The organism is Aliinostoc sp. HNIBRCY26, assembly GCF_050235535.1.
Taxonomy (GTDB): Bacteria; Cyanobacteriota; Cyanobacteriia; order Cyanobacteriales; family Nostocaceae; genus Trichormus.
Window position 1 is genome coordinate 6,537,209 of the sequence record NZ_CP189852.1, and the last position, 25,656, is coordinate 6,562,864.

The 25,656-nt window shown below is 39.8% G+C and carries 22 protein-coding genes; 9 read left to right on the forward strand and 13 right to left on the reverse strand.

The window, feature by feature from the left end:
• Positions 1-100 precede the first annotated feature (100 nt).
• The gene (locus ACQFX9_RS27570) at positions 101-889 is read right to left on the reverse strand and encodes a dienelactone hydrolase family protein (RefSeq protein WP_427159714.1); all 789 of its coding nucleotides are present in this window, start codon (positions 887-889) and stop codon (positions 101-103) included.
• Between the two features lie 183 nt (positions 890-1,072).
• Here ACQFX9_RS27570 and ACQFX9_RS27575 point away from each other — a divergent pair, with 183 nt between their 5' ends.
• The 5 genes from ACQFX9_RS27575 (at position 1,073) to hpsP (ending at position 8,204) form a co-directional block, all read left to right on the forward strand.
• Positions 1,073-3,178, forward strand: a complete 2,106-nt coding sequence (locus ACQFX9_RS27575) for a M3 family metallopeptidase (protein ID WP_427159715.1) — start codon at positions 1,073-1,075, stop codon at positions 3,176-3,178.
• A gap of 559 nt (positions 3,179-3,737) precedes the next feature.
• Entirely contained in the window at positions 3,738-3,998 is a 261-nt protein-coding gene (psaK, locus tag ACQFX9_RS27580) for a photosystem I reaction center subunit PsaK (RefSeq protein ID WP_427163019.1), read from the forward strand.
• Between the two features lie 589 nt (positions 3,999-4,587).
• Complete coding sequence (gene hpsN / locus ACQFX9_RS27585) at positions 4,588-5,625, forward strand: hormogonium polysaccharide biosynthesis glycosyltransferase HpsN (RefSeq protein ID WP_427159716.1); 1,038 nt, start codon at positions 4,588-4,590, stop codon at positions 5,623-5,625.
• A gap of 44 nt (positions 5,626-5,669) precedes the next feature.
• Positions 5,670-6,845 carry a hormogonium polysaccharide biosynthesis glycosyltransferase HpsO gene (gene hpsO, locus ACQFX9_RS27590; protein WP_427159717.1) on the forward strand — a complete coding sequence of 392 codons (1,176 nt, stop codon included), beginning with the start codon at positions 5,670-5,672 and terminating at the stop codon, positions 6,843-6,845.
• A 174-nt stretch (positions 6,846-7,019) separates the two neighbouring features.
• A complete protein-coding gene (gene hpsP / locus ACQFX9_RS27595; protein ID WP_427159718.1) occupies positions 7,020-8,204 on the forward strand; it encodes a hormogonium polysaccharide biosynthesis glycosyltransferase HpsP in 1,185 nt (394 codons plus the stop codon).
• Here hpsP and ACQFX9_RS27600 read toward each other — a convergent pair.
• From ACQFX9_RS27600 to ACQFX9_RS27620, 5 genes are all read right to left on the reverse strand, one after another.
• Entirely contained in the window at positions 8,201-8,470 is a 270-nt protein-coding gene (locus tag ACQFX9_RS27600) for a hypothetical protein (RefSeq protein WP_427159719.1), read from the reverse strand. The two genes, hpsP and ACQFX9_RS27600, sit on opposite strands and share 4 nt — an antisense overlap.
• 304 nt (positions 8,471-8,774) lie before the next feature.
• Positions 8,775-9,896: a substrate-binding domain-containing protein gene (locus ACQFX9_RS27605; RefSeq protein WP_427159720.1), complete on the reverse strand. Its 1,122-nt coding sequence runs from the start codon at positions 9,894-9,896 to the stop codon at positions 8,775-8,777.
• 1 nt (position 9,897) lies between these two features.
• Positions 9,898-10,452 carry a hypothetical protein gene (locus ACQFX9_RS27610; protein ID WP_427159721.1) on the reverse strand — a complete coding sequence of 185 codons (555 nt, stop codon included), beginning with the start codon at positions 10,450-10,452 and terminating at the stop codon, positions 9,898-9,900.
• A 36-nt stretch (positions 10,453-10,488) separates the two neighbouring features.
• Complete coding sequence (locus ACQFX9_RS27615) at positions 10,489-11,214, reverse strand: hypothetical protein (RefSeq protein ID WP_427159722.1); 726 nt, start codon at positions 11,212-11,214, stop codon at positions 10,489-10,491.
• Between the two features lie 24 nt (positions 11,215-11,238).
• Positions 11,239-12,951, reverse strand: coding sequence for an extracellular solute-binding protein (locus tag ACQFX9_RS27620; protein WP_427159723.1), 1,713 nt, complete (start codon positions 12,949-12,951; stop codon positions 11,239-11,241).
• Between the two features lie 388 nt (positions 12,952-13,339).
• Here ACQFX9_RS27620 and ACQFX9_RS27625 point away from each other — a divergent pair, with 388 nt between their 5' ends.
• Positions 13,340-13,978: a peroxiredoxin gene (locus ACQFX9_RS27625; RefSeq protein ID WP_103136130.1), complete on the forward strand. Its 639-nt coding sequence runs from the start codon at positions 13,340-13,342 to the stop codon at positions 13,976-13,978.
• A gap of 246 nt (positions 13,979-14,224) precedes the next feature.
• On the forward strand, positions 14,225-14,809 hold the full coding sequence (locus ACQFX9_RS27630) for a Uma2 family endonuclease (protein ID WP_427163020.1): 585 nt from the start codon (positions 14,225-14,227) through the stop codon (positions 14,807-14,809).
• Between the two features lie 8 nt (positions 14,810-14,817).
• Here ACQFX9_RS27630 and ACQFX9_RS27635 read toward each other — a convergent pair whose 3' ends face one another.
• Complete coding sequence (locus ACQFX9_RS27635) at positions 14,818-16,296, reverse strand: NB-ARC domain-containing protein (RefSeq protein ID WP_427159724.1); 1,479 nt, start codon at positions 16,294-16,296, stop codon at positions 14,818-14,820.
• A 96-nt stretch (positions 16,297-16,392) separates the two neighbouring features.
• Between ACQFX9_RS27635 and ACQFX9_RS27640 the strand changes: the two genes are divergently transcribed.
• The gene (locus tag ACQFX9_RS27640; RefSeq protein ID WP_427159725.1) at positions 16,393-16,638 is read left to right on the forward strand and encodes a UPF0175 family protein; all 246 of its coding nucleotides are present in this window, start codon (positions 16,393-16,395) and stop codon (positions 16,636-16,638) included.
• 58 nt (positions 16,639-16,696) lie between these two features.
• On the opposite strand, the gene ACQFX9_RS27645 is transcribed toward ACQFX9_RS27640, so the two are convergent.
• Genes ACQFX9_RS27645 through ACQFX9_RS27655 form a run of 3 tightly spaced genes read right to left on the reverse strand, consistent with a single transcriptional unit; the run spans position 16,697 to position 18,133 of the window.
• Positions 16,697-17,146: an HNH endonuclease gene (locus ACQFX9_RS27645; protein ID WP_427159726.1), complete on the reverse strand. Its 450-nt coding sequence runs from the start codon at positions 17,144-17,146 to the stop codon at positions 16,697-16,699.
• Between the two features lie 9 nt (positions 17,147-17,155).
• Positions 17,156-17,587 (reverse strand): hypothetical protein, encoded by a 432-nt coding sequence (locus ACQFX9_RS27650; RefSeq protein ID WP_427159727.1) that lies wholly within the window; start codon positions 17,585-17,587, stop codon positions 17,156-17,158.
• 12 nt (positions 17,588-17,599) lie between these two features.
• A complete protein-coding gene (locus tag ACQFX9_RS27655; protein ID WP_427159728.1) occupies positions 17,600-18,133 on the reverse strand; it encodes a hypothetical protein in 534 nt (177 codons plus the stop codon).
• Positions 18,134-18,334: 201 nt separating this feature from the next.
• On the opposite strand from ACQFX9_RS27655, the gene ACQFX9_RS27660 reads away from it, so the two are divergent.
• On the forward strand, positions 18,335-20,731 hold the full coding sequence (locus tag ACQFX9_RS27660) for a VIT domain-containing protein (RefSeq protein WP_427159729.1): 2,397 nt from the start codon (positions 18,335-18,337) through the stop codon (positions 20,729-20,731).
• 48 nt (positions 20,732-20,779) lie between these two features.
• On the opposite strand, the gene ACQFX9_RS27665 is transcribed toward ACQFX9_RS27660, so the two are convergent.
• The 3 genes from ACQFX9_RS27665 to ACQFX9_RS27675 form a co-directional block, all read right to left on the reverse strand.
• On the reverse strand, positions 20,780-23,005 hold the full coding sequence (locus tag ACQFX9_RS27665) for a dynamin family protein (RefSeq protein WP_427159730.1): 2,226 nt from the start codon (positions 23,003-23,005) through the stop codon (positions 20,780-20,782).
• 174 nt (positions 23,006-23,179) lie between these two features.
• Positions 23,180-25,264, reverse strand: coding sequence for a dynamin family protein (locus ACQFX9_RS27670; RefSeq protein ID WP_427159731.1), 2,085 nt, complete (start codon positions 25,262-25,264; stop codon positions 23,180-23,182).
• A 17-nt stretch (positions 25,265-25,281) separates the two neighbouring features.
• Positions 25,282-25,608 carry a DUF3040 domain-containing protein gene (locus ACQFX9_RS27675; protein WP_427159732.1) on the reverse strand — a complete coding sequence of 109 codons (327 nt, stop codon included), beginning with the start codon at positions 25,606-25,608 and terminating at the stop codon, positions 25,282-25,284.
• Between the last annotated feature and the right edge of the window lie 48 nt (positions 25,609-25,656).

The window sequence follows — 25,656 nt, forward strand, 5'->3', positions numbered from 1 at the left end:
GAACGAATATTTCCCATATTAATTAAAGACTAATCCAGTATTCATATAACCTCAGCACTATTTCTCAATGCCCCATGCCCAATGCCCCATGCCCAATGCCCTATTTACGAAATATCTCAGCGAAAAATTGCTGCATCGCTTGCCAGGAACGTTGGTCAGCTATGGGGTTGTATTCTGCACCTTTGATTTCACCTTTGGCATCTGGGTTGGTGAAACTATGGACTGTTCGACCATAGGAAATTAATTGCCAGTCTACATTAGCTTGACGCATTTCCGTTTCAAAGGCTTTTAGCTGTGTTTCTGGAATAAATGGGTCATCAGCACCGTGTAATACTAAGACTTTAGCTTTGATATTCTTCGCATCGCCGGGGTTGGGGGTGTCTAAGTTGCCGTGAAAACTTACCACTCCGGCAATATTCGCACCGCTACGGGCTAACTCTAAGACAGTCCCACCACCAAAACAATAACCAATGGCGGCAATACGTTTGATATCGGTTAGGGGATTTGATTGTAAAACTTTTAACCCGGCATTAACTCTTGACCTTAATAAAGGTCGATTTTGACGGTATAGTGTCGCCTGTTTACCTGATTCTTCCGTAGTTTTGGGTCTAATACCTTTACCGTAAATATCCGCAGCAAAAGCCACATAACCCATTTTTGCTAATTGTTCAGTGCGTCTTTTAGCGTAGGATTGTAAGCCGTCCCATTCATGCACCACCAAAACACCAGGACGTTTACCTTTAATGGCATCGTCATAGGCTAGATAGCCTTCTAAAACTGTATTCCCGTCTTTATATTCGATAGTTTTAGTTTGCAGTGCGGCTAAAGCCTGACCAGAAGCTAAAAGTACAGCTACAGGTGTCAGTAAAACAGAAAGGAGTAATTTCATTTCTCAGCACCCAAGGGTATATCGGTATTGATTATCTCTGGAAAAGTGTCAAAACTGTATACCGTTTCCGTGACTTTGTGCTTGATGTTAAAACAGCTGATTGCAGTTATCACTACATGAAAAATAGAAAAAAATTACATTACAATCGATTTTTATCCCTTCAACTGCTGCTCAAATAAAACCATGAGTGCAAATACTTCTATTCCTCAAAATCCCCTACTCAAAGGTTCTGGCTTACCTCCGTTTGACGACATCGCGCCAAACCAGGTAATACCAGCCTTTGAGCAGCTGTTGGCAGAACTCGACCAACAACTTACCGCTTTAGAAGCTAATGTCCAACCCACTTGGAATGATTTAGTAGAACCCCTAGAACAGCTAACTGAAAAGCTGTCTTGGAGTTGGGGCATAGTTAACCATTTAATGGGCGTGAAAAATAGCCCAGAATTGCGTGAAGCTTATGAAACTGTACAACCCCAAGTTATACAGTTCATGAACAAACTAGGCCAAAGTCAACCTATATACAATGCTTTTAAACAACTCCGGGCTAGTGATAGTTGGCAGACTTTAGAATCAGCACAACAAAGAATTGTAGAAGCAGCTATTCGTGATGCTGAACTTTCTGGCGTGGGTTTAGAAGGGGAAGCACGGGAACGTTTCAACGCTATTCAAATGGAATTAGCAGAACTTTCTACTAAGTTCTCTAACCATGTCTTAGATGCTACTAAAGCCTTTAGCTTAACCTTGACGACTAAAGAAGAAGTTGAAGGTTTACCCCAAAGCTTACTCAGTTTAGCCGCACAAGCAGCACGCGCAGCAGGAGAAGAAACCGCCACACCGGAAAATGGCCCTTGGCGCATTACATTGGACTTCCCCAGTTACAGTCCTTTCATGCAGCACAGCACCCGCAGGGATTTGCGTGAAAAAATCTACACAGCCTACATCACCCGTGCTGCGTCTGGGGAGTTAGATAATCACCCCCTCATCGAACGAATTTTGGAATTACGCCAAGAACTAGCGAATTTATTGGGTTTTGAGAATTTTGCCGAATTGAGTTTAGCTAGTAAAATGGCTCCCAATGTCGAGGCGGTGGAAGCACTCCTAGAAGAGTTGCGTAGTGTCAGTTATGATGCTGCCACCCAAGATTTAGCTGCACTCAAAGCTTTTGCTGCGACTAAAGGTGCAGCCGAAGCTGAAGACTTGCGACACTGGGATTTGAGTTTTTGGGCGGAGAGACAACGGGAAGAAAAATTTGCCTTCACAGCCGAAGAATTACGTCCTTACTTTCCTCTCCCCCAAGTCTTAGCAGGCTTGTTTGGCTTAGTTAAGCGGCTATTTGGTATCACCGTTACCCCAGCTGATGGTCAAGCCCCAGTTTGGCATGAAAATGTCCGTTATTTCCAAATTGCTGATGAAACAGGTAGCCGCATCGCCTACTTTTATCTAGACCCCTACAGCCGTCCTGCTGAAAAGCGTGGTGGTGCTTGGATGGATGTCTGTATCAATCGCCGGAAAATTACGGACAATGGTGTAACGTCTATCCGCTTACCTGTGGCTTATTTAATTTGTAACCAAACGCCGCCAGTGGATGGTAAACCCAGCCTGATGACTTTCTATGAAGTTGAAACCCTGTTCCACGAATTTGGTCACGGTTTGCATCATATGTTGACTAAGGTTGACTACAGTGGAGCTTCAGGTATTAATAACGTCGAGTGGGATGCAGTGGAATTACCGAGCCAGTTTATGGAAAACTGGTGTTATGAGCGCACCACCTTGTTTAGTATGGCGCAGCATTATGAAACCGGTGAACCGCTACCAGAGCATTATTACCAAAAACTACTAGCAGCGCGCAATTACATGAGTGGTAGTGCCATTTTACGGCAAATTCACTTTAGTAGTGTAGACATAGAATTACACTCCCGCTATCGTCCAGGTGGGAAAGAGACCGCCGCCGATGTGCGTCACCGTGTAGCTAAAACGACAACTGTGTTACCCCCGCTTCCAGAAGATGCGTTTTTGTGTGCCTTTGGGCATATTTTTGAAGGTGGTTATGCAGCAGGTTACTACAGTTATAAATGGGCTGAAGTTCTAAGTGCCGACGCTTTTGCAGCTTTTGAAGAAGCGGGACTAGAAGACGAGGAAGCTATTAAAGCCACAGGTAGACGTTACAGAGATACTGTACTAGCTCTTGGTGGTAGTCAACACCCGATGCAGGTGTTTCAATCATTCCGTGGTCGTCAGCCAAGTACAGCGTCTTTACTCAGACATAATGGGTTGTTAAACGGAAGATAGGGGTTTATACCAATTCGCAATTCGCAATTCGCAATTCGCAATTCGCAATTAAGAAAGTCAAATACCATCTTGGTTTCAAGCTTTGGATCTGTTGCTTAATCTTGGAGAATTGGTATTAGGGGTGTAGGGGAAATAGTAAATCAAATCTTTACACCCTCACACCCTTACACCCTCACACCCCTAAAAATAAAAAACCCCTACTTTCGGGTAGGGGATTGGTCATTAGTCATCACTTGTTAGCGATCGCCTCCAATATATTGGTTTTTCGGATGATGGCGATCGCATCACAACTTAAAGAATTATAACAATAATCTTCATCAAGATGTCAAAGGATATACAACATCAAGAACTTAGCTTTAGGACTCATATTTAACTTTTCAGCGATAAATCGCAACTACGAACCCCTCATTCATATTTAATACGTCAGACCACTAAATTTATGAAGTATTGAAAATGAATGTTAAATATTGATGCAAAATCGGAATTTCTCTTGAATTTATTGCGGGATTTTTCAGATGATATCCTCAATCATCAAAATAAATGTCAGGAGCTTATTCAGGTGTTAACTTCAACCTTACTCGCTGCTGCAACTGCGCCATTGGAATGGAATCCCTCAATCGGCATTATCATGATTGTTGCCAACATCATTGCCATTGCCTTTGGTAAATCCAGCATCAAACATCCCAGTTCAGAACCCGCTTTACCTTCTGCTAATCTCTTCGGTGGCTTCGGTTTACCTGCATTATTAGCAACTACTGCATTTGGTCACATTTTAGGAGCAGGAACAATCTTAGGGCTGCACTATCTAGGTAGATTCTAGTACAAAAAACCAAGAAATAAACACTCCAACAGCAAAAGTTTTTTGCTCATTTCAGGTGGTATCTCTACTTACTCCATGCTGAACTAAATAATTTAGTTATTGATTGTTGTGTCTGTATCTATGAACCAGAGAAAATGTTCCCTGGTTCTTTTTTTGGCAATTGATTTTTATTTTGAATTTTGTAGCTTGCTTCCCGTAGGGTATTTTGAATTTTGGATTGATTTATACCCCGCAAGATAGAGGACAGAATAAACCTCAAATACTCACTGTGGTGCGTCTGCTACACTAACGTCAATCTAAAATTGGTTGACTAGAGAGCGATCGCTATGGTGTATATGAATCATATTTGATTTCTGAAAAAACTCGGTACACCCCTGTGACTTCTTTTCCTGTTCCCTGTTCCCTGTTCCCTGTTCCCTAACTACGCAAATCATTTCAATAATCAAGTCGGATTCCTATAGTTTGCTTCCTAGAGGCTAGAGGAACTAAAATGATATCGCACGCAACATACTCTAAAAATTATACGACTTTAGTGTTTGAGATTTAAGTAGATGTAAACCTAAATAAAGGGTATAAAAACGTTAAAATTATGGAATTTTCTGATTCTTCCACAAATCATCATCCTTTAGTGACTGTAATTATCCCTACCTATGGACGAGAAGAACCACTGCGAGATAGCATTGCAGATGTTTTAAATCAAAATTACCCGAATTTTGAAGTTTTGGTAGTAGATCAATCACCGACGCATCAAGCAGACATCCAAAGCTATCTGGAAGAATTAGCCGCAAAAGACAAAATTAAATGGTTTCGCTTAAGTTGGGCGAGTTTACCAGGGGCGCGAAATTATGGGGTGAGAAGGTCTGCGGGTGAAATTATTATTTTCATTGATGATGATGTCAAATTAACGCCTGACTATATCTCAAATCATGTCAAAAATTATCTGCAAAACCCAGAGATAGGGGCGGTAGCTGGACGGGTGTTTGACAGAATGAAATTAGGTGAGTCTAAGGGAGAGTTTGAGATTGAATATTTACCCCCAGAGGCAATGAACCCTGGGATTGCTTGGTATCATATCGATTTAGTACATACCATTAAGCCCCAACAAGTGTTAAGTGCGAGGGGTTGTAATATGTCTTTCCGACGGGAAATTTTCACTAAGTATGGACTGCGGTTTGATGAGAGATTTAGAGGTAGTGCTGTCAGGGAAGAATCCGACTTTTGTCTGAGGTTCCGCCAGACAGGATATAAAATTTGGTATGACCCAGAGGCTTGTTTAGTCCATTTAGGAGAAGAAACAGGTGGGTGTCATGATATTAGTATGCGATCGCTCAAATATCAATTCACTTTCTACCACAATCATTTCCTGATGGCAATGAAAAACCTCACCGCTAACCAAGCTTTACGTCTATACGCCAGGTTATTTGATTGTCACGTCCTCGGTCGTCCCCCCTGTCATAAAAGTGGTTCACCAATTAAAGTTTTGACCCGTGGTATATTCTATATCTTAGGTTTTTTCAATGCTTTAGGGACTGTTATCCAATCTCTTTGGGATGATGGGCAAATTTATAGTCGTCTTGATCAAGAATCAATAACTAAGAGTTCAGAGTCATTAGTCATTAGTCGTTAGTGAAAACTAATTAAGTATTGACAGCTAAATAGTAGTAAATATTTATGAGAATCTTAGTTGCAAGTCATACGTATATTGTAGACCTCAACTGTGAAAAGTTGCGTGCGTTATCTCAGTTAGAACCAGGGATTGAAGTAACAGTTGTAGTTCCTAAAGTCTGGAAACCTGGCGGGGTACAAAATAAAGTTATTGAAACTGAGTATCGGGATGAAGGGACATTTAAAATAGTTCCCGTTACTAACTTTAGTCAAAATCATCAAGGCTTACTGACATTTGGTGCTGATTTAATCTCCTTGTTGCGACAATTTCGCCCCCAAATCATTCAAGTGGAACAGGGTTCTAGGAGTCTAGCCTATACCCAGATGATTGTCCTGAATCAGTTATTAGGACTAAAGGCGAAAAATATCTTTTTCACTTGGTGGAATTTACCTTACGAATTAAAACCACCAATAGCTTTACTAGAAAAATATAACCTCAATTATAGTCACGGTATTATTTCCGGTAATCAGGATGGGGCGGAAATTTTACGACAAAGAGGTTATCAAGGTGCAATTAAAGTTATGCCACAATTAGGTGTAGATGAAACATTATTCACAGCCAAACAACAACCGGAATTAGCAGCTAAATTGGGCATTACATCAAATGATTTCATTGTGGGGTTTGTGGGGAGATTTGTACCTGAAAAGGGTTTATTAACTCTTTTGCGGTCTTTAGTTATTTTAAAAGACAAAAATTGGAAATTATTATTACTAGGACGTGGCATTTTAAAAGAAGAGTTAGTGCAACTAGCAACAGAAAATAATCTACAAGATAGAGTGATTTTTGTAGAAAGTGTGCCTCATGATGAAGTTGCTAATTATATTAATTTGATGAATACCTTAGTTCTACCATCAGAAACTACCTATCAATTTAAAACTCTTACTTCCGTTGGTTGGAAAGAACAATTTGGTCATGTAATCATTGAAGCTATGGCGTGTAAAGTTCCTGTTGTTGGTTCTGACTCAGGCGAAATACCTTATGTAATTGGTGACGCTGGTATGGTATTTCCTGAAGGGAAAGCGGAAGCCTTAGCAGACTGTTTATTACAACTAATTGAGAAGCCGGATTTAGCGCATAAATTAGCTGATATGGGATATCAAAAAGCAATGACTCAATACACAAATAAGGCTTTAGCCAAGCGACAGTTTGAGTTTTATCAGTCAATAGTCAATAGTCAATAGTCAATAGTCAATAGTCAATAGTCAATAGTCAATAGTCAATAGTCATTACTCATTACTCATTACTCATTACTCAGCACTCAGCACGGGCTAAACGCACCGCTTCCGCTAACAGCACTCAGTACTCATTACTCAGCACTCAGCACTCAGCACTCATTACTTCTCCTTTGTCTAAAAATGAAAATTTTACAAATTGTTCCCTCTATTTCTTTGGTTTATGGTGGCCCTAGTCAAATGGTTTTGGGATTAGCACCTGCTTTAGCTAAGGAAGGTGCAAAAGTTACGGTAATAACTACAGATAGTAATGGTGATACTGGTCAAAAACCTCTGGATGTACCTTTAAATGTTCCCATTTCACAGAATGGATATGAAATTATCTATTTTCGCTGTGCGCCATTTCGCCGCTATAAATTTTCTCTGGATTTACTCAAATGGTTGAAAAATCATGCTAGAGAGTTTGATATAGCACATATTCACGCTTTATTTTCACCTGTCAGTAGTGCGGCGGCGTTGGTATGTCGTCAGGAAAATTTACCTTATATTTTACGTCCTTTAGGTACACTTGATCCGGCTGATTTATTAAAGAAAAAACAATTAAAAAAGCTATATGTAGAAATTATTGAAAAGCGTAATTTAGCTAATGCGGCTGCGATTCATTTTACGAGTGAGCAAGAAGCGAAAGTATCAGCAAGATTTGGTGTTAATACAAAAGATTTAGTGATTCCTTTGGGTGTAATTCCGCCTCAAGTTTCCCCTGAGAATGGTAAAACTTTCATCAGTAGGGAGTGGGGAATAAAAGAGAATATCCCTTGGGTGCTATTTATGTCGCGGCTTGACCCGAAAAAAGGGCTAAATCTGCTGATTCCAGCGTTAGAAAAGCTTCTAGAGTTGGGACATAATTTTCATTTTATTTTGTCTGGTGCAAGTCCCCAAGACCCAAGTTATGAACAAAAAATTAAAGACCAAATTGCTAATTCGTCTTTAAAATCTCACACTACAATTACAGGTTTTGTGACTGGTGAATTAAAAACCAGGTTATTACAGGCGGCTGATTTATTTGTTTTACCTTCTTACTATGAAAACTTTGGTATTGCTGTTGCTGAGGCAATGGTAGCAGGAAAACCCGTGGTAATTTCTGACCAAGTACATATTTGGGAACAGGTGCGAGATAGTGAATCTGGTTGGGTGGGAACAACAGATGTAGAATCTTTAGTGGAATTACTACAAACAGCTTTGCAAAATCCCCCAGAATGTCAGCGTCGGGGTTTGAATGCGAGAAATTATGCTTTAGAAAATTTTAGCTGGGATGCGATCGCTCGCCAAATGATTCAGGCTTATAATCAATTGACCGTAAAAATTTAGTCATTAAATTTTTGTCGTTCTGTTTTGATCACTTTTCCTTCTGCATCAAAGTGTATTTTGAAATCAAACCACGCAAAATCCCCAAAGGGTGCTGCACCATCTTGGCCATAATGCCAAGAACCGCCATCATCTGATTTATACATCGGTGCTGGTAAAATTTTCGATACTTCAGCTTTGGTCATTCCTGGTTTGATACTCTCGAACTTCTGCACTGTAAAACCTGGAGGTAATTGAGTATCAATTAAACGATATGAAGATAAACTCACTTTCTGAGCCAGAGAAGAAAATCCCTACAAATAAAACGAAGATTACGAAAAATACTATCAATCCTTTGGTTAATGCCATTTTTTAACTCACATCACACAATTAAAAAATTAGAGTTTTAAGTCCACGACTTCTATCAAGCCATCGGTGTCAAGACTCTTTCTAAATTCCCGTTACAATACGGAAAAAGCAAATTGCGAATTGCGTTAGCGTACCCCTCCGTGGAAGCAAGCTACGCGGTAGCGTCTCGTAGAGAAGCGGGAAGTTAGTCCATTGCGAATTGCGAATTGCGAATTGCGAATTGCCTTAATTTGCCCTTTCCCATTGACGTTGAATTTCTGTAATTGTTTTACTATCTGGTGGTGGAAGAATTTTCACACTCGGCTTGACTTCTACACCAGGAATATTTTGATTCCACGGACTATTCGGCACAGTCTTTAAATCAACGTTATTATTCACCGGACGAAAACCATACCGCACAAACACTGCTTGTTGTTCTGGTTGGGTGAGAAATTCTAACAATCGTTTGGCGGCTTTTGCTGTACCTGCGTCTACGTCTCGCCGGACAATTGTGGCGGTGGCGGTAGTTTCAATTGACGGGTCTAAATAATAAACTTGGTAGGGTTTGCCTTTACTGGCGGCTGATTGTTGCCAGCGATATAAAGCTACACTTTCATATACAGTAGCAACATCAGCATCATTAGCACCTCTAACAATAAATTCTTGTAGGAGAATATCTGTAGAACGAGGCGGTTGATAAACTGATTTTTTGATTAAACTAAATAGTGTCTGCACTGAGGAATTATTAAAACTATCGGCGTTAATAGCACCCCCTAATTTTGATTGTGTCCACAGGTTCAAAGTCAACTGACCACTACTAGACCGCGTGGGGTCTGTGGTGACAAAATCAAAACTACCCCAATTACTTGCACCGCCAACTTTTCCCCAGTTACCAGCTTGCATTGCTTGTTCTAGTTTTGACCATTGAAAGCGTCCATTGGGAAAGAGGACTTTACCCCGTTCCGGCCAAGCGAGACCTACTAGTAGAGTTTTAGCTAATGGTTGAGGAGTTTCATAAAAGGGTTCGGTTTGGGTGGTTGTGCGGAGGCGATCGCCCAATTCTGTTAAAATTTCTCCATTGGCTGGAATTAACACCGCAGGTTTAAAATCATTTTTCTGGTCAACATAATTGTTAACCATATCTTGTGAACCCTGAAACTTGAGTTCTAATTTAATATTGGGGTTTTCTTGCTCAAATTTAGCTTCTAGTTGTTGCAGTGGTTCTTGTAATTCTGTCCCACTAACAATGACCACTGTTTGCTGTAAACCAGGAATTGGGGCGTAAGTTAAACCTAATGCTGCTGCGATAATCGTAATAGAGGTAAAAACTTGTTTTCTGCGTTTGAATTGAGATTTTTTGCTTTTCATATTATTTTGTTCTACTGAAGAAGTGACTAGCGGTAACTAGCGTCAAGACAAATATAATCAGAGTAATCAAAGAGAATAAAGCTATCGAAAAGATAATAATAATGTTGAGACCTACTAAGGTTGTCAGAAAATCTAAAGCACTCAAATAAGTATCTTTAACTGTGATGTCTAGGGATGCTTGACCATTATTACTTAGTAGGGTTTCCAGCCGTTCTTTATCTACTAATGCTGTTTTTAAATTACTCCCATAGAAATATAGTTTTTCTCCTTGATTATTGGTTTTGAGATAAATATAAGTCCCTTCAGGTAAATCTTCTTTAAAGACATACTCTTCTACCTCCACACCAGTTAATCTAAATGATGTCGGTGTATTTGACCATAAACCGTATAAATGGCTAATCTGCTGCTGACATTTGACATAATTCGGCTCAATTCGTTGACATTTTAAGTTAACTGATTTACCCAGCGTCAATACCAACATAGGGATAACTATCAACGACTCAGCAAAAATGACAGCAAAGGTAAACTTTTTGAGAGGGCTGATTTTTTTTTGCATATATAGGAATCCGGTTTGATTCCTGAAATTAAGACTTCACTGTCTTACTACTAAATCCAGATTTTCTGCAAGGCTATTGAGTTCATCAGCAATTAATTGTAAACCATTAATTTGCTCAGAATCCGTTAAATCAGATGTACGTAATCTTGTTTGCAGTTTTTGCAATACGCCTGCAAAATCTTGAATTAAAGTAGCAATATTGATGACTCTAGCTAGGCGACTATCTTCACCTTCTTGTGCTAGTTCTATATTACGTTTTAGACTCTCTGCCAACTGATTCAGATGTCGTTTAGCGACACCAGAACTAGCGGGTAATTTGGTTTTGACTTCTGTAAGTTGCTGTTGTAGAGCTTCAATAGAAAGAAGAGAATTAGTGTGATGTAGACTAACTCCTAATTTATCAAGTTTACCAGGAAGTTCGGCGGCGCGATCGCAACTCATTAAAACCGTTGTCAACAGTTCCACATGAAAGGTATCAGTTAATAGTTTCTGCACCTCTAACCGCATAGCATTAGCTTGATTAGCTAAAACCAAAGCCGATGATTTAACTGTTAATATTTCCCGTTCCAAAGCTGGGTTATCTAACTCTAATACCTCAGTTTCGCGAGACTTGAAAAAACTCGCACCAGCCACCGCCACCCCACTCGCCACAGGTAGCATCACCAAACTAGACAAATTACCCAACCGCACCCCAACAACTAGAGTCAAACCACCAACCAAAACAGCTACCGGATAATACAACGGATTCACTAACTTCACCATAAAAAACTCCGTGTACCTTTGCGTTTAAAACTCCACCTGCAAATCAGACATCAACCGCGAAATCGTCTCTGGATTACCTTGAGAATAATACCCCCCATTCGATTCAGCAATTTTCTTTAAAGCATCAGGATTAAACTCACCTTCTTTACCATAACCAATTGTAAAAAAGCCAATTCTTTGGTCAGTAGAAAATCCACTTTTTTGCAATTCAGTTGATAGCTGATTTAAAGAAGTTTGTGAGCCAGAATCTTCACCGTCTGTTAAGATTAAAACCGCATTAATGGCATTTTGACGACGATTTTTTTGTAACCAATCGCGGGCATAAATTGCCGCATCATATAATTTTGTTCCACCCTCGGCTCTTAGTCCACTAATAAATTGCAGACCGCGATCGCGCCCTTGGGGTGTACCATCTACTAATACAGGCGGACGAATATCAGAATCAAAGTCTATAAGGGCAATTTGCTCCTTAACTCCCAAGTTCTTCACATAATTTAATAAAGTATTCTGCACTGCTGGGAGTTTATTTCCTTCCATTGAACCGGAAGAGTCAACCACTACCACCACTAGCGAAGGTTTCTTAGAAGCTTCTTGCCAAGATTTCAACATAGCATCCACCACCTCTGGTTTTGGTGGTCGCAGGGAATCATACTTGGCTTGAGAGTCCACACCAAAATCTGGAGAAAACTTTCCACCCAAAGCTACACCAGGAGTTCCAGGACGTAAACCCAAGTCGGTAGCAATTTTTTGTGTTTCCGGCGATCGCCAATAGGTGATAAACTTTTCTGCGGCAGCCTTCTCATCCGCACTCACCCAAGGCGCATTCGGTATAATTGCCCGCATATTAGAAGTAAACGTCACTTTAGGATACACGGCTGTATAACGCTGCTGTCCTGGTTGTAAGCTAGAATTCGCCGTTATCACACTGGACTCATACACAGACCCCACAGAAGCCCAAAACGGCCCATTTTTTACCATCGCTTGGGCAAGAGAATTCGTAGAAACCCCATAACGGGTAATCTTGCTTTGAATTTGCTGAATTTGCGGCTGAAACTTCTGCACATCAGCCACAGTCAACTCTTCTGGACGTTTACCCGATACACTGGCATATTGAGCAACCAAGGTTTGTAACCCAGAATTAGAACGTGTCGGCGCAGTGTGGACATAGTTAACTGTTAAAGCTGGTGAGGCTGGGTCAATATCTTTGTGAGTTTTCGCCGTTACCAACGCCTGATAAGGATCAGCGACTTTCTTCAACCCTTCAGCCACATCTGGCTGCGCCATAAACACCATTGGCGTGTTTGCTATTAACTGGGCATCGGTAATTTCTGGAATATAATTTTGCCCTGGATACAATTGGTTAATGCGGTAAATTAGCTGACTGTGATATATATCTCCATCCAGAGAAATAATCGTGGGTAATTCTGGCGCATCTGCTGATAAAGTACCATTTTTCAACTGAGTAGCAGAATTAACTACTTGGGTGACAACATCACCGCTACCCTGCGCCTCACAACTGACCCGAAATGCTGTCCCGTTATCTAACTTCGGTTGAGTCGCATTAAAATTTTTTGCGGCTTGGGTGCAAAAATCTCCCAAAGCACTACCCACCAAAAGCTTAACTTTCAAACCCGTAAAATTATCATCAGAGTTGGTATTACCATTACAAGCTGTTAGTAACAGTACACCCAAGGCTGCTGTCAAACGCTTAATTGACCAAGACCCTTTGAAAATCATGTATTTATTAGGGAATGGGAAATAGGGAATAGGGAATGGGGAATGGGGAAGAAACTGCTTTGATTTTTACTTATGTTTTGTAAAAGTCAAATAGGTATCCCGCATCACTGACTTTCGATGATTACATACCTCTACAAACCACAAACCCTATGCAGACAATTCCCGAAAAGGTATCAAATTATTTAGTTCATGATGCAGAAAAAACAAATACATCCCATTTGTGCAATAATCAGAATCCGTGAGTTATCGTTCCCTATCTGAAATAGCCTTTTAGCTGCAAAAAGTTAAAATTTTGTTACAAAGCACTAAAAGCCGATGGGGAAACCGATGTTGTGTCATGACGACACGGTAAAATACATAAGCCTTACTTAACTACAGGGAATCTTATATGGCTCTCCGTCTTGGTGATACAGTACCCAACTTTACACAAGCGTCTACACATGGCGACATAGATTTTTACACATGGGCTGGTGATAGCTGGGTAGTGCTGTTTTCTCACCCTGCTGACTACACACCAGTTTGTACAACTGAATTAGGTACAGTTGCGAAACTCAAACCAGAATTTGACAAGCGCAATGTAAAAGCGATCGCTCTCAGCGTTGATGATGTAGAATCTCACAATGGCTGGGTCGGTGACATCGAAGAAACTCAAAGCACCACCCTTAATTACCCCATTTTGGCAGACGCAGATCGTAAAGTTTCTGACCTTTACGACATGATTCACCCCAACGCTAACGCAGCTGTTACAGTGCGTTCCGTATTTGTCATTGATCCCAACAAAAAACTGCGTCTTTCTTTCACCTACCCCCCCAGCACCGGACGTAACTTTGATGAACTGTTGCGGGTAATTGATTCACTACAACTCACCGATAACTACAGCGTAGCCACTCCTGCTGACTGGAAAGACGGTGATGATTGTGTGATTGTACCTTCTTTAAAAGACCCAGAAGTATTGAAAGAAAAATTCCCCAAAGGCTACCAAGAAATTAAACCCTACTTGCGGATGACTCCTCAGCCTAATAAGTAATGAGTGCTGTTAGCGGTAGCGCGGCGTTTAGCCGGTGCTGTTAGCGGTAGCGGGGCGTTTAGCCCGTGCTGAGTAATGAGTGCTGTTAGCGGAAGCGTGGCGTTTAGCCGGTGCTGAGTGAGAATCAGTATTCAGTGTTGAGTAGATGAATTTTTAAGTAGTTTCTTTTATAAGACGCAAAGCTTTATCTTTGCGTTTTTTTGTATTTACGTAAGAATGGAAAATAAAGTCAGATGTTGAACTATGATGCTGTCATCTTCCTTTGTGATCCAAATGCCGCCATCAATGCAAATGACAGATGAACAATTCTTTGATTTCTGTCAAGTAAATCGTGACTTACGCATTGAAATGAATCAGTTCGGAGAAATTTCAATTATGCCGCCTACGGGTTCAGAAACAGGAAATCGAGAAGGTAACATATTTGGGCAATTATGGGTGTGGACAGAAAAAGATGGTACAGGTATCGCTTTTAGCTCCAGTACAGGCTTTACATTATCCAAGGGTGCAAAACGCTCTCCTGATGCTTCCTGGATGAAATTGGAACGGTGGAATGCTTTATCATCAGAACAACGACAGGTATTTGCTCCCATTTGTCCTGATTTTGTCATTGAATTGCGATCGCCTAGCGATAATCTCCAACCCCTCAAAGATAAAATGGCAGAATATATGCAAGAGCCAGGGGTACAGTTAGGTTTTTTAATCGACCGCAAACACCGCCGAGTTTATATTTATCGTCCTCATCAACCAGAAGAATGTTTAGAAAATCCTGAGACAGTTAGCGCAGATCCAATTTTACCAGGATTTTCCTTAAATATGTCTAAAATTTGGTAGCAATATTACTATCCTAATCGTTTAATAATTGTTGTGATATTGCTTGCAATATAACCAATTGCTAAAGGGGATTTATCATTTAAAAGTAATAGAATTTGCTGGAGATTATGTACGAGATTTGCCCCATAAATCTGCCAGAGTTTTTCTTGTAGTTGATGCAAAATGCGATCGCCTACAATATCATCACTACCCGGACGCAATAACCAATGGGTTCGCAGAACTTTAAATTCAGCGATATCTTGACTCTGCATCACCTGAATTATCTCTTGAGTCGCGCGTTCTACTAATTCATCGGTGACAATTTTCATCACCAGTGGTTGCAAGGTAAAAGCTGGTGCATCACTACAAATCCATTTTTCTAAAAGCGATCGCCTCTCTAAGCTGACAATAGCATCTAAAATTGTAGCTGGGTCGAGAGAAATGAGTAAATGAGTTTGCAAGCGGCTAAAAGAAATTGGTTGTTGCCAAATTGCTAACCAATAAAGAATATTTTGTTCTAAATCACACAGTTGCTCAAACTGTTGCTTGAGGATAGCACGCAAGCGATCGCCAATCACTATCGTATTTTGACTCAGAAAAGCTGCAATATTCCCGCCAAACACCGATTGAATCAATGGCGTAACTAGTTTGAGTGCCAAAGGATTGCCGCGATAAAGTTGAATCAGGGGTGATAGTCCGATTTCCTTACCTGTAAATCCTCTGGCTTGTAATAGTTCCACAGCATCAGCTTTTGGTAATCCTGTCAACGTGAGACTGCGAACTGTTTTAGTATTCGATTCAATGAGATTTGGTTGTTCTCGACTAGTGAGGATAATGCAACTTTGATGATGAGCGCGGCTTAATTTCTGGATAAATTGATGATAGTGTTTTTCTGACTCATCCCATCCATCAAGTATTAATAAATACCGACGCTGTTGTAAATGGTGAATGAGTTTTGCTGTATCTGAGGGAATATCATCAACCGGAGTTTGCTTAAAGGTGTGGAGAAGTCCATCTAACAGCGAAAGCAGGGATGGTGCAGAATGAAGGGTTTTCCAGATTAAGCCATCAAATTGTAACTGAAGACGGTCAGCTAAAGCCAGAGCCAGAGCAGTTTTACCAATGCCAGCAATCCCTGTAATAGTGATTAGTTTACAGCGATGGGCTATAATCCATTCTTCTAGCTGAATTAATTCTTGATTGCGTCCATAAAAGCTTTCAACATCAGGTGCTTCATCCCAGTCGAGGTATTGTGTAGAGGTTTCCTCGAAGTCTGCGTTAGGGATTTCTGCGATACTTTGCCAATCCTTAATGCCAACAGCCTGACAGATGGCGATGAAAATTTCTTGTTGAATGCGATCGCCCTGCCAAAATCGCCGTAAAGTAGCTCTAGAAGTGTGAGCATCTTGCCACCAACGCGCCGTACTAGTTTTCGTCCAGCCAAGACGTTTTCGCGCCTTGTCTACAATTTCCAGTCCAGTTTTTGATGCTTTGAGCGAGTTTGACATATATCAGTTAACTGAGCAGATCGTCTCTATTTTGACTTAACAGAACTTTCTACTCATACAAATCAATAAAATAGTGATGTAGAGATAAATCCAGCCATGAACATCGTTATTCCTGATGAAATTTTAGCTGCAACCCGCATGACTGATGCTGAACTGAAACAAGAAATTGCAGTGATGCTGTTTCAGAAAGAAAAACTCACCCTTGCTCAAGCCAGTCGTTTAGCAGGGATGAACCGCATTGCATTTCAGCATTTGCTTTCCAGTCGTCAAATTCCGGTTCACTACGGCGTGGACGATTTTGAACAAGACATCAAAAACTTGCAGAATATGGGCAGGTTATGATTATTGTTAGCGATACCTCACCTATCAAAAATCTTGCAGCCATGAATAATTTCCTAAGTTAATCTTTTAATGAATGGAGCAGTAACTTGGGACGTGCTGCTTTCACCGCAGGATACCAATCAGGATAATTGATAAATATATAATGTTCATATTCATACCAATTCATTTCGCTCTTTTCTTGATTACAATCTCGGCAAATTACCCATAGGTTGTGAAAATTCATTGATAACCAAGGATATTGCGATCGCGGTAACTTATGATCAATGGTTTTACCACCCTTTACTGAGTAATGCTGCTCACAAATGGGACAGTAACTATCTGAATTCTCCGTCACCCAATCTCTACTTTCTTGGGTAGTTCCACACTCATAATCACCATCGACATAACGCCAGTAATCAAATTCTCTGTATTTTTCAAAGTCTTGATGTGTAAGTTTGTGATAACGCTTATTACCAATCTGATTGGCTAAAGAAAATAATTCTCTAAGACCTTTATTTTCTAGATTCATAAGATTTAATTAATACCCTGTAGTTCTATAGTATTTTCGATGATTTCTATTATTCTTTGAACCTTGGTAATTATTACTAAAATCAATAAACTCTATTTCTGTGTCAGGAAACTGATTATCTATAGCTTCTGCAATTGCATTTACTTCTACAGCTAACTGTTGATTAAAATTATTAATTTCTTGAGAAGTTTGATATTTATTACCTATCCGATCAGCTTCTAAGAATAATTCTTCCAGTGTTAAATCATTTAAATGATACTCTTGTAAGAGTTCTGCAATTTTTTCATAAAGAGCAATTACATGATTCCATCCAATATTTTTATAGTTGTTCTCCTTTAACCATATTTGGTCTTTCTTATGCAGTTTTAGTCTATTGTTAGAATTATTGACTTGAATCAATCGATAACTCATACCCTGGTATTTTCTTTTATTTTTAGCCATAAGACAAATTGCCTAGCCAAGTGTAGATTTAAACATATGGATTAAAGCTTTCCGAATTTCACTGTCTTCATACTGGAGAAGTTGTTTGATATTCATAGTCAGCTTGAGTTTGATTCCATCTATGATATTTTTCAAATCTTTATTATCTTTTTGTAATTGTTGATTAGCTTTAACTAACTCATTATTTTGAGTGTTTGCATTTTGAAGTTGAGTCTCTAACACTTTATTTGTGTTAGATAGATGTTGAATTTGGGTTGCATATTTTTCTTGTTCTTTTTGGTAAGACTGATTTAATCCGTTGATTTTAGCTGTATATTCGTGATGAGTTATTTCAATCTCTTTATTTTTCTTTGTTACCATACCTTTCTGAGCAGCTTGGAGCCGTTGGCGATTAATGAGTTCTGTACCCGCAAAACGTGAAGTAGCTCGCCGAATAGTAATTTCATCAGGATTGGTTTTAAAGTCAATCAATTCCAACGCTCGCATAGCATCTGCTTTTGTCCATCCCTCGTTTTCCAGTAGATTAATCGCTTGTGACTTATTCACGGTTTTTGAGGAGTTTTAGTAAAATAAATTACATTCTTTTAAATACATATTACCCATGTAGTTGAGTTAAAATAACAATTTCAGTCTGTTATCGAAAAATATCATTTGACACTGAGCATCGACTGAACACAAAACTGAGCATATCTGCCAAGTAACCGCACTTACGCTAGAGATATAACATCAAAGCGTGAGGTAACTTATATGACTCAACCTTTAGAACGCCAAGCTGGTGGCTTATATGTTCAAACGCCTGAACAACAGCAAATTGCTTTCCCCCTTAAGCACACTGAGATGCAAGCCAAAATTGCGGGTAATATCTCACGGGTGGAAGTTACCCAAAGTTTTGAAAATCCTTTCACAACTACGTTAGAAGCTGTTTATATCTTCCCATTACCAGATGAGGCTGCTGTTGATGATATGCTGATTCGGATTGGTGATAAGACTATTAAAGGTAGTATTAAAAAACGCCAAGAAGCACAGCAAATCTACGAGCAAGCGAAGCAGCAAGGACGCACCGCCGGGCTGTTGGAACAAGAACGGGACAATATTTTTACTCAATCTCTCGCCAACATTCAACCGGGTGAGCAAATTGATGTGATTATTCGCTACTCTGAAAGTTTGAAATTTACTGCGGGTAATTATGAGTTTGTTTTCCCGATGGTGGTTGCTCCCCGTTACATTCCAGGGATACCAATTGAGGGAAATGTAGGCGGTGTAGGTTCAGCTACTGCACCGATGAGGCAAAATCAAGATACAGATATAGTTCCCGATGGTTCACGGTTGAATGCACCTATCTTACCATCGGGTACGCGATCGCCCCACGATATTAATGTCACGGTAGAAATTGATGCGGGGGTTGAGGTGCAGAATGTCCAGTCTCCTTCTCACCAAATTCAGATAAGTTATGCAGAAAAGCGGGTGTTGGTGAAGTTAGCGGGTGGGGATACTATTCCGAATAAAGATTTGATTTTACGCTATCAAGTAGCTGGCGAATCTACTCAAGCTACCGTACTCAGCCAAGCTGATAAACGGGGTGGACATTTTGCACTATATCTAATTCCTGCACTTCAGTATCGTCAGGATCAGGTGGTTCCTAAAGATGTGGTGTTTCTCATTGATACTTCCGGTTCACAAATGGGTGCGCCATTGATGCAATGTCAAGAGTTGATGCGCCGCTTTATTAATGGACTTAATCCTGATGACACTTTTAGTATTATTGATTTCTCTGATACGACTCGGCAACTATCGCCTGTTCCCCTGGCTAATAATTCTCAAAATCGCACTAGAGCCATCAATTATATTAATCGATTGACGGCTAACGGCGGCACGGAGATGTTACGCGGAATTCGTGCTGTGTTGAATTTCCCTGTTACAGATCCCGGACGGTTGCGAAGTATTGTATTGTTGACTGATGGTTATATCGGCAATGAAAACCAAATTCTTGCAGAGGTGAAACAACATCTGCAACCAGGAAACCGCCTCTATAGTTTTGGTGCAGGTAGTTCTGTTAATCGGTTTTTACTCAACCGCATTGCAGAATTAGGACGAGGGATGGCGCAGATAATTCGCCACGATGAACCAACGCATGAGGTAGTCGATAAATTCTACCGTCAGATTAATAATCCAGTTTTGACTAACATTAATTTGCAATGGGAAGGCGATGGTGATGCGCCAATTATCTATCCTGCTACACCACCAGATTTATTTGCGGAACAGCCGTTAGTTTTATTTGGTAAAAAGCCTGATGCGCGTGGGGGAAAACTCCACATTACGGGAATTGCTGCGGGTGGTACACGTTATCAGCATACCTTTAACTTAGACTTTGAGGAAGCAGGAAACCCCGCCATTGCCCAACTTTGGGGACGTTCCCGCATCAAGGAATTAATGAATCAGATGGTGAGTGGTGACACTAAGTTGGGTGTGGAAACAGTGACAGATACGGCTTTGACTTATCAACTGTTGTCGCAATATACAGCTTTTGTGGCGGTGAGTGATGATGTGCGAGTTGATTCGCGTCAGGGTTCAGTTTCGGTGCAAGTACCTGTGGAAATGGCTGAAGATATCAGCTATCAAGGTATTTATGGTAGTGCTTTTAGTGCTTTTGCTCCCAGAGTAAGTGCAATATCTCCTGCGCCTGAGTTTTTGCAACGTAAGCGGAGAGTAGAATCTCCAGGCGCACCGGAAGCAGAGAGTTTTCTGTGTGAAGCACCCTCACCTCCGAAATTTGCAGCAAGATATTACCGTAGTTTTGATGAAGATTTTGAGGATGTAGACTTATTAGAAGCAGAAGAACTTGTAGAGAAAGTTGATCCTGTTGAGCGTTTACAGGTTGTGAGTGTGACGGGATTAAATGAGCAAATGGTTGCGCTTCTAACTCAGCATTTAAAATCTGCCTCATTGTTTATATATTCCAGTGGGGATTTAGTGTTTGAGTTGCAGATAAGTAAGGGACGAGTCAGACAGGTGTTGTTAGATGAGCAGGCTTCTACTTTTAAGGAAAAGCCTGTAATTGATGTTATCAGGCGATCGCTTGTTTCTTGGCGCATCCCTCAAATGCTCACAGCTACCGTGTCTCTAACACTGCGATTGCAGAGGTAATACAAAATTATACCGGGTTTATCCCGGTTTCTCTCTTCCTCTACACCCCTATTTCTTCTCAGATAAAACTGTATAAGCTTCATTAAACAAACGCATTTTTTCCTGCGCTTGTTTTTGCATTTGGGGTTGGTTAACAAATAAATCTGGATGCCATTTTTTCACTAAAGTTTTATAAGTCTGTTTAACATCAGCAAAGGCTGCATCCTGCGGTAAACCTAAGATTTTATAAGCGCGCGCAATTTTATCTTTTTCAGCTTCGCTTTGGGGTGGTTTAGGTGCTTGCTGATTTTGAGTTTTGGTTGTTTGCTGCTGATTATTTTGATAACCAGGAGAACGCATTTGGGCTTTAATTTGGGCGATTTCTTCATCTAGTTCCCATTTACGAAACTTTTCTTCTAGCTCTGCGGGATTGGGTGCGGGTGTGGTTTTTGGTGGTGGTGATGAATAAACTTGTTGTTTTGGTGGTTCGACTTTTTTCTCAGTAGTTTTAGCTGTATTTTCCGGTTGTGGTGGACGTGTATAAATGCGTTCTTGCTGTCGAGAAGACTTTTGTTGAGGTTGGTGTTGACTAACTTTAGGTATTTCTATATATGGCTGATACTTAGTAGGAATTTTAGCCTTGACTAACTCAGTTAGTAATTGATTAAATCCCTGTTGTAGTCGCCTTATTTCTTCCCGTTTTTTAGTTATATCTGCTGGTTCTTGAGCGATTTGGAAGTAAATAACTTTTTCAGCTTGATGTTCAAATTCAGATAGTATTGCTAAGGCTTGACGACTAAACTGTGATAAGTAATCTTCTATTGCAGTGATACAAATTCTTGCTACTTGTTGATGATAAGATTCGTTCGATGATTTTTCTTCCAGCTTTTGAATGTTTTTATTCAAAAGATAAGAAATACTCCCAACCACAGCAGCACCTACAGGCCCGCCTAATAACCAACCAATCCCACCACCTACCGCCACTGCTCCTGGTTCACTTAATAATTCATTACTATCTGACTTGGGGGGTAAAGTAATTTGTGGTTCTGGAGGGAAAGGAACTAATAAATCTTCGGGACGTTCTTCTTTGAAAAAATCATAGGCTTGATATAGCCATTTCATCACGGCTAACTGTAAATCATTTAAATCTTTTTTCAAATTATTAGTTTGCCAAGATTTAAAGTTATTTTCTGCCAAGGCAACAGCCCCATCAGCTTGATATTTAGTTAATAATTTGGGTAAAGATAACCAATCTCTTAACTCAGATAAACTCTGATTAAATCCTTGGTTAATAAGATTTTTAGCTTTCTGTTTAATTTCTATTTTAGCATTTTGCTTATCATCAACAACTTTAAATTCATTAACGATGGGGTCAATTTTATGCTTCAATGCTAATTGAATTTGGGATGCGATCGCCTCTACTCTCGGCAACCTCACATCACCCCGATTTTGTTGTAAAATACTCACAACATTTTGCAAAGCCGTCTCAAACGCCACTAAGCCGCTACTACTTGCCGCAGCTACATCACCTTTTAACCTAGCGCGTAAGGCTGGTAAAGCATCCACACGATATAAATTACTGAAACCAGGGGGTAATTCTGCACGAAAACTTTCCGCCACAAATCGCAGTCGATTCTGTACTTGTTTTTGTTCTTCAGGGTCAAGTAAATTAATAAAATTAGCAACAAAAATAACTGTTTTAATATTTCTATCTAATAACCAATCACGTAAATTTTCCCGTTCACCCAACGTCATCAATTTACGCGCATCTAATAACTGCACAACTAAATCTGCACTAAAAAGTTGCTCTCGTACTAAATTATCCTGCTCATCTCTATCATTAGTTCCTGGTAAATCAATAAACTCCACACCAGTTTCTAAAAAAGTATGAGGACAAAAAACTTCAACAGATGCGACATCTTTCCGCATCTGTCGATCCCCATCTAAAATTGCGTACTGTTGTAAAATTTCCGTTCCACTGCGATAGACTTCAGTTCTATCTCGCAACATAATGCGAGTTCTCACATCAGAACCATATTTGACAGTGATAGCTGCGCCTGTCGTGGGAATTAAATCTATAGGTAATGTCCGAGTGCCTAAGATAGCATTTAATAAAGTAGACTTACCATGATTGAAAGGGCCAAAAACCGCAATTCTAAAATTAGGATTAGTTAAATAATTACCAATATTAACTATATCTTGATATAACTGTGATGTCCGTTCCAGCCCCAATAAATTAGACGCAGATTTCAACGCATCTACTAAATCTTTATATCTTATATCCTGTTGTGGCATATTTCCATTACCTGTTACCAGAGTTATTTTACCCCGCAGCACAAAACTTATCTTCTTACTTTGCGTTACTTTGCGTAAACCTCCGCGTTACTCTGCGTTAGAGACTATTTGAAAATATCAAATATTTTTACCCCACCCTAACCCTCCCCTAGAAAAAGGGGAGGGAACTAGAGCCTAGCTATAAGCAGCTAAAAGATTACTATACACCGCCTCAATTTTTTGTAATTGAGCGATGATATTTTCTTGCAAAGTTTTCAGTCGTCTTAATTCAGCCTCTCGATTGATTTCCCGTGTTTGTTTTTGCTTGAGTAAATTATCCAACTCCGATTTACGCGAATTAATATCATCATTAATTCGCTTACTTACCTCTTTTTCATAACTATCAAAACACTCTTTCACCGCATCATATACAACCTGTGATTGCTCATTAGCAATTTGCGGTAAGTATTTCACTAACTCTTTTTTAGCGGTTTTGACTAATTCTTTACGCGCTTGATCTGCTTGTAAAAAACCCACTCCTAAACCCAGTAAAGCGAATCCAATAGGGCCAAGCATCACACCTGTAACTGCGGTGATGATACTTCCCACACCAATGACAGTGAAATAATTTAACAGAATATTTTTCCAATCAAATCCAGCACCAGCCATTGCTACACCAGCTAAATTCCCTCTCGAAAGGGATAATAATCCCATAGCCCATTTTGCCCAGCTTGGAGAGTTATCATCCTCTGTGTTACTACTAGTAGCATTGACTTTAACTTGTTTATCGGTGAGCTTTTCGGTAATTCTTTCTGTAACTTGATGATAAGATGCGCCATACTGCGCCGCACTCCGAGATAATTCTTTAAAAGCTGCATTAATATCTTTTTCAGCAGTTAAAGTCCAAGCTGCACATTTATCGGCCATATATTGTTCAAAGGCTTTTTGCAGTGCTGCATTAAAAGCTTCTCGCTTACCGTTACTAAGAAAATCCCACAGATTTAATTCTGGTTGATAGCGCAGAAAATCACTTTCAAAAGTATTACCCAAATTCATTACATAACTACGAAATGATTCAGAAATTTTTCTCGCTTGTGAGTCTCTAGTATTGAAAATTTCTTTCTGGAATTGATCCCGAATATCGGTGAGTTTTTTAAACTCTGGTTCTACAGAATCAATGCGGGATTTTAATTCTGCCACATTTTGGTCTAATAACGGAATTCTGCGTTCTATAGCTTCGCGGGTATGGTTCACAGCTTGTCTGGCTAGGGTTCGGACTTGTCTGAGTTCCGCGATCGCTCTTTCTCTGGTAAGAAAAGTATTAAGCGCACTCATGAATTCTGGAAAGCCAGTTCCAGCTAAATCAGCTTGGGAATCCTTTAAGCGTCGTCTTAGTGCTTGAATTGATGATAATTCAAATACACGCTCATCATAAATATCCTGACCATCTACATAACAATATTCCCCTAAATTCGCTTTAAAAACCTTTCTGAGTCTATTTTCTGCTGCTTGTAAATCTTCTGTATCATCAGGATCAATCAATGATTCTTTTACCTGATCCCAAGCATTAATTAAGAAGAAAACCGATAAACCACGCCCTTTAACATAATTCTCAAGATAACGACGCTCACCCAAAGTGCAAGGTTGAGAAGCCCTCATCACAAACAAAATTGCATGACAATTATTCACATATCCTAAAGATAATTCATTGCGCGCTTCTGTGTCATTCAATCCTGGACTATCAACAATTTCAATGCCTTTTTCGAGCAAAGTTAAAGGATACTCAACCACTGCATAATCAACATCAGGAAATGCTGGTTTTTTCTCCTGTTCTAACCTTTTAGCTTCTGCTGGATCAATTGTATATTTATATTTAAAACTCTGAAAATCTAGTTCCTGTGGACTTTTGCCATCATTAAAATGAATCGTCACTTTTTTTTCTGCACCATACCGCAAAATAGTTAAGACTGCGGTACAGGGGTTAACATCACTAGGAAGTAAATTTTCGCCAATTAAAGCATTCAAAAATGTACTTTTACCCCGTTTCATATCGCCTAAAACCAGTAGGCGAAACACACCTTTTTTGAGATTCTTACTAGCTATGTCAATATCTTCTAAATCTCGTTCTAAACTGAGTTTACCAGAAGAATATTCTCCATCTAACTCAGCTTGATGAATAGTTTGAGATAGATTTTGTAAACACATTGCCATCTCAGAACGGACTTGAGAAATCCGTTCCAAGTCTTGAATAAATTGATCAGATGCTACTTGACTTACCATGAAAATTATCCCTTAATTTAAGATGACTTTTTGCTATTTTCCACAAATAGCTTGTAAGCTACCCAACCCAAAACTCCTATAATCACAAAACCTGCTAAAACAGATGCTATTCTCACAGCAACTAAAGCTACTACACCAAGCGTAAAGAGTTTTCCAGCAAGAATGGCTTTTTTCATCCAAGGTTTGGGAGAATCTTCTGCTTGGTGTCTCACCGTCTTATGTAATGGTGGATTATTTGCAGACATTTCTTGTTCCATTTCTCGGAGACGTATTTCTACTTCTTTCTCCCGTAGTAACCTTTCCCGTTGCTCTAGTTCGTCAGGGCGATTATGTTGAGATGTCATGGATGTCCACCCCATGAAGGATGATGTTAATGATGTTATCACGTACCA

Coding starts and splice junctions, on each gene's coding strand:
- ACQFX9_RS27570 (WP_427159714.1), bottom strand. CDS start 889: ATGAAATTACTCCTTTCTGTTTTACTGACACCTGTAGCTGTACTTTTA.
- ACQFX9_RS27575 (WP_427159715.1), top strand. CDS start 1,073: ATGAGTGCAAATACTTCTATTCCTCAAAATCCCCTACTCAAAGGTTCT.
- hpsN (WP_427159716.1), top strand. CDS start 4,588: ATGGAATTTTCTGATTCTTCCACAAATCATCATCCTTTAGTGACTGTA.
- hpsO (WP_427159717.1), top strand. CDS start 5,670: ATGAGAATCTTAGTTGCAAGTCATACGTATATTGTAGACCTCAACTGT.
- hpsP (WP_427159718.1), top strand. CDS start 7,020: ATGAAAATTTTACAAATTGTTCCCTCTATTTCTTTGGTTTATGGTGGC.
- ACQFX9_RS27605 (WP_427159720.1), bottom strand. CDS start 9,896: ATGAAAAGCAAAAAATCTCAATTCAAACGCAGAAAACAAGTTTTTACC.
- ACQFX9_RS27610 (WP_427159721.1), bottom strand. CDS start 10,452: ATGCAAAAAAAAATCAGCCCTCTCAAAAAGTTTACCTTTGCTGTCATT.
- ACQFX9_RS27615 (WP_427159722.1), bottom strand. CDS start 11,214: ATGGTGAAGTTAGTGAATCCGTTGTATTATCCGGTAGCTGTTTTGGTT.
- ACQFX9_RS27620 (WP_427159723.1), bottom strand. CDS start 12,951: ATGATTTTCAAAGGGTCTTGGTCAATTAAGCGTTTGACAGCAGCCTTG.
- ACQFX9_RS27625 (WP_103136130.1), top strand. CDS start 13,340: ATGGCTCTCCGTCTTGGTGATACAGTACCCAACTTTACACAAGCGTCT.
- ACQFX9_RS27630 (WP_427163020.1), top strand. CDS start 14,225: ATGCTGTCATCTTCCTTTGTGATCCAAATGCCGCCATCAATGCAAATG.
- ACQFX9_RS27635 (WP_427159724.1), bottom strand. CDS start 16,296: ATGTCAAACTCGCTCAAAGCATCAAAAACTGGACTGGAAATTGTAGAC.
- ACQFX9_RS27640 (WP_427159725.1), top strand. CDS start 16,393: ATGAACATCGTTATTCCTGATGAAATTTTAGCTGCAACCCGCATGACT.
- ACQFX9_RS27645 (WP_427159726.1), bottom strand. CDS start 17,146: ATGAATCTAGAAAATAAAGGTCTTAGAGAATTATTTTCTTTAGCCAAT.
- ACQFX9_RS27650 (WP_427159727.1), bottom strand. CDS start 17,587: ATGGCTAAAAATAAAAGAAAATACCAGGGTATGAGTTATCGATTGATT.
- ACQFX9_RS27660 (WP_427159729.1), top strand. CDS start 18,335: ATGACTCAACCTTTAGAACGCCAAGCTGGTGGCTTATATGTTCAAACG.
- ACQFX9_RS27665 (WP_427159730.1), bottom strand. CDS start 23,005: ATGCCACAACAGGATATAAGATATAAAGATTTAGTAGATGCGTTGAAA.
- ACQFX9_RS27670 (WP_427159731.1), bottom strand. CDS start 25,264: ATGGTAAGTCAAGTAGCATCTGATCAATTTATTCAAGACTTGGAACGG.
- ACQFX9_RS27675 (WP_427159732.1), bottom strand. CDS start 25,608: ATGACATCTCAACATAATCGCCCTGACGAACTAGAGCAACGGGAAAGG.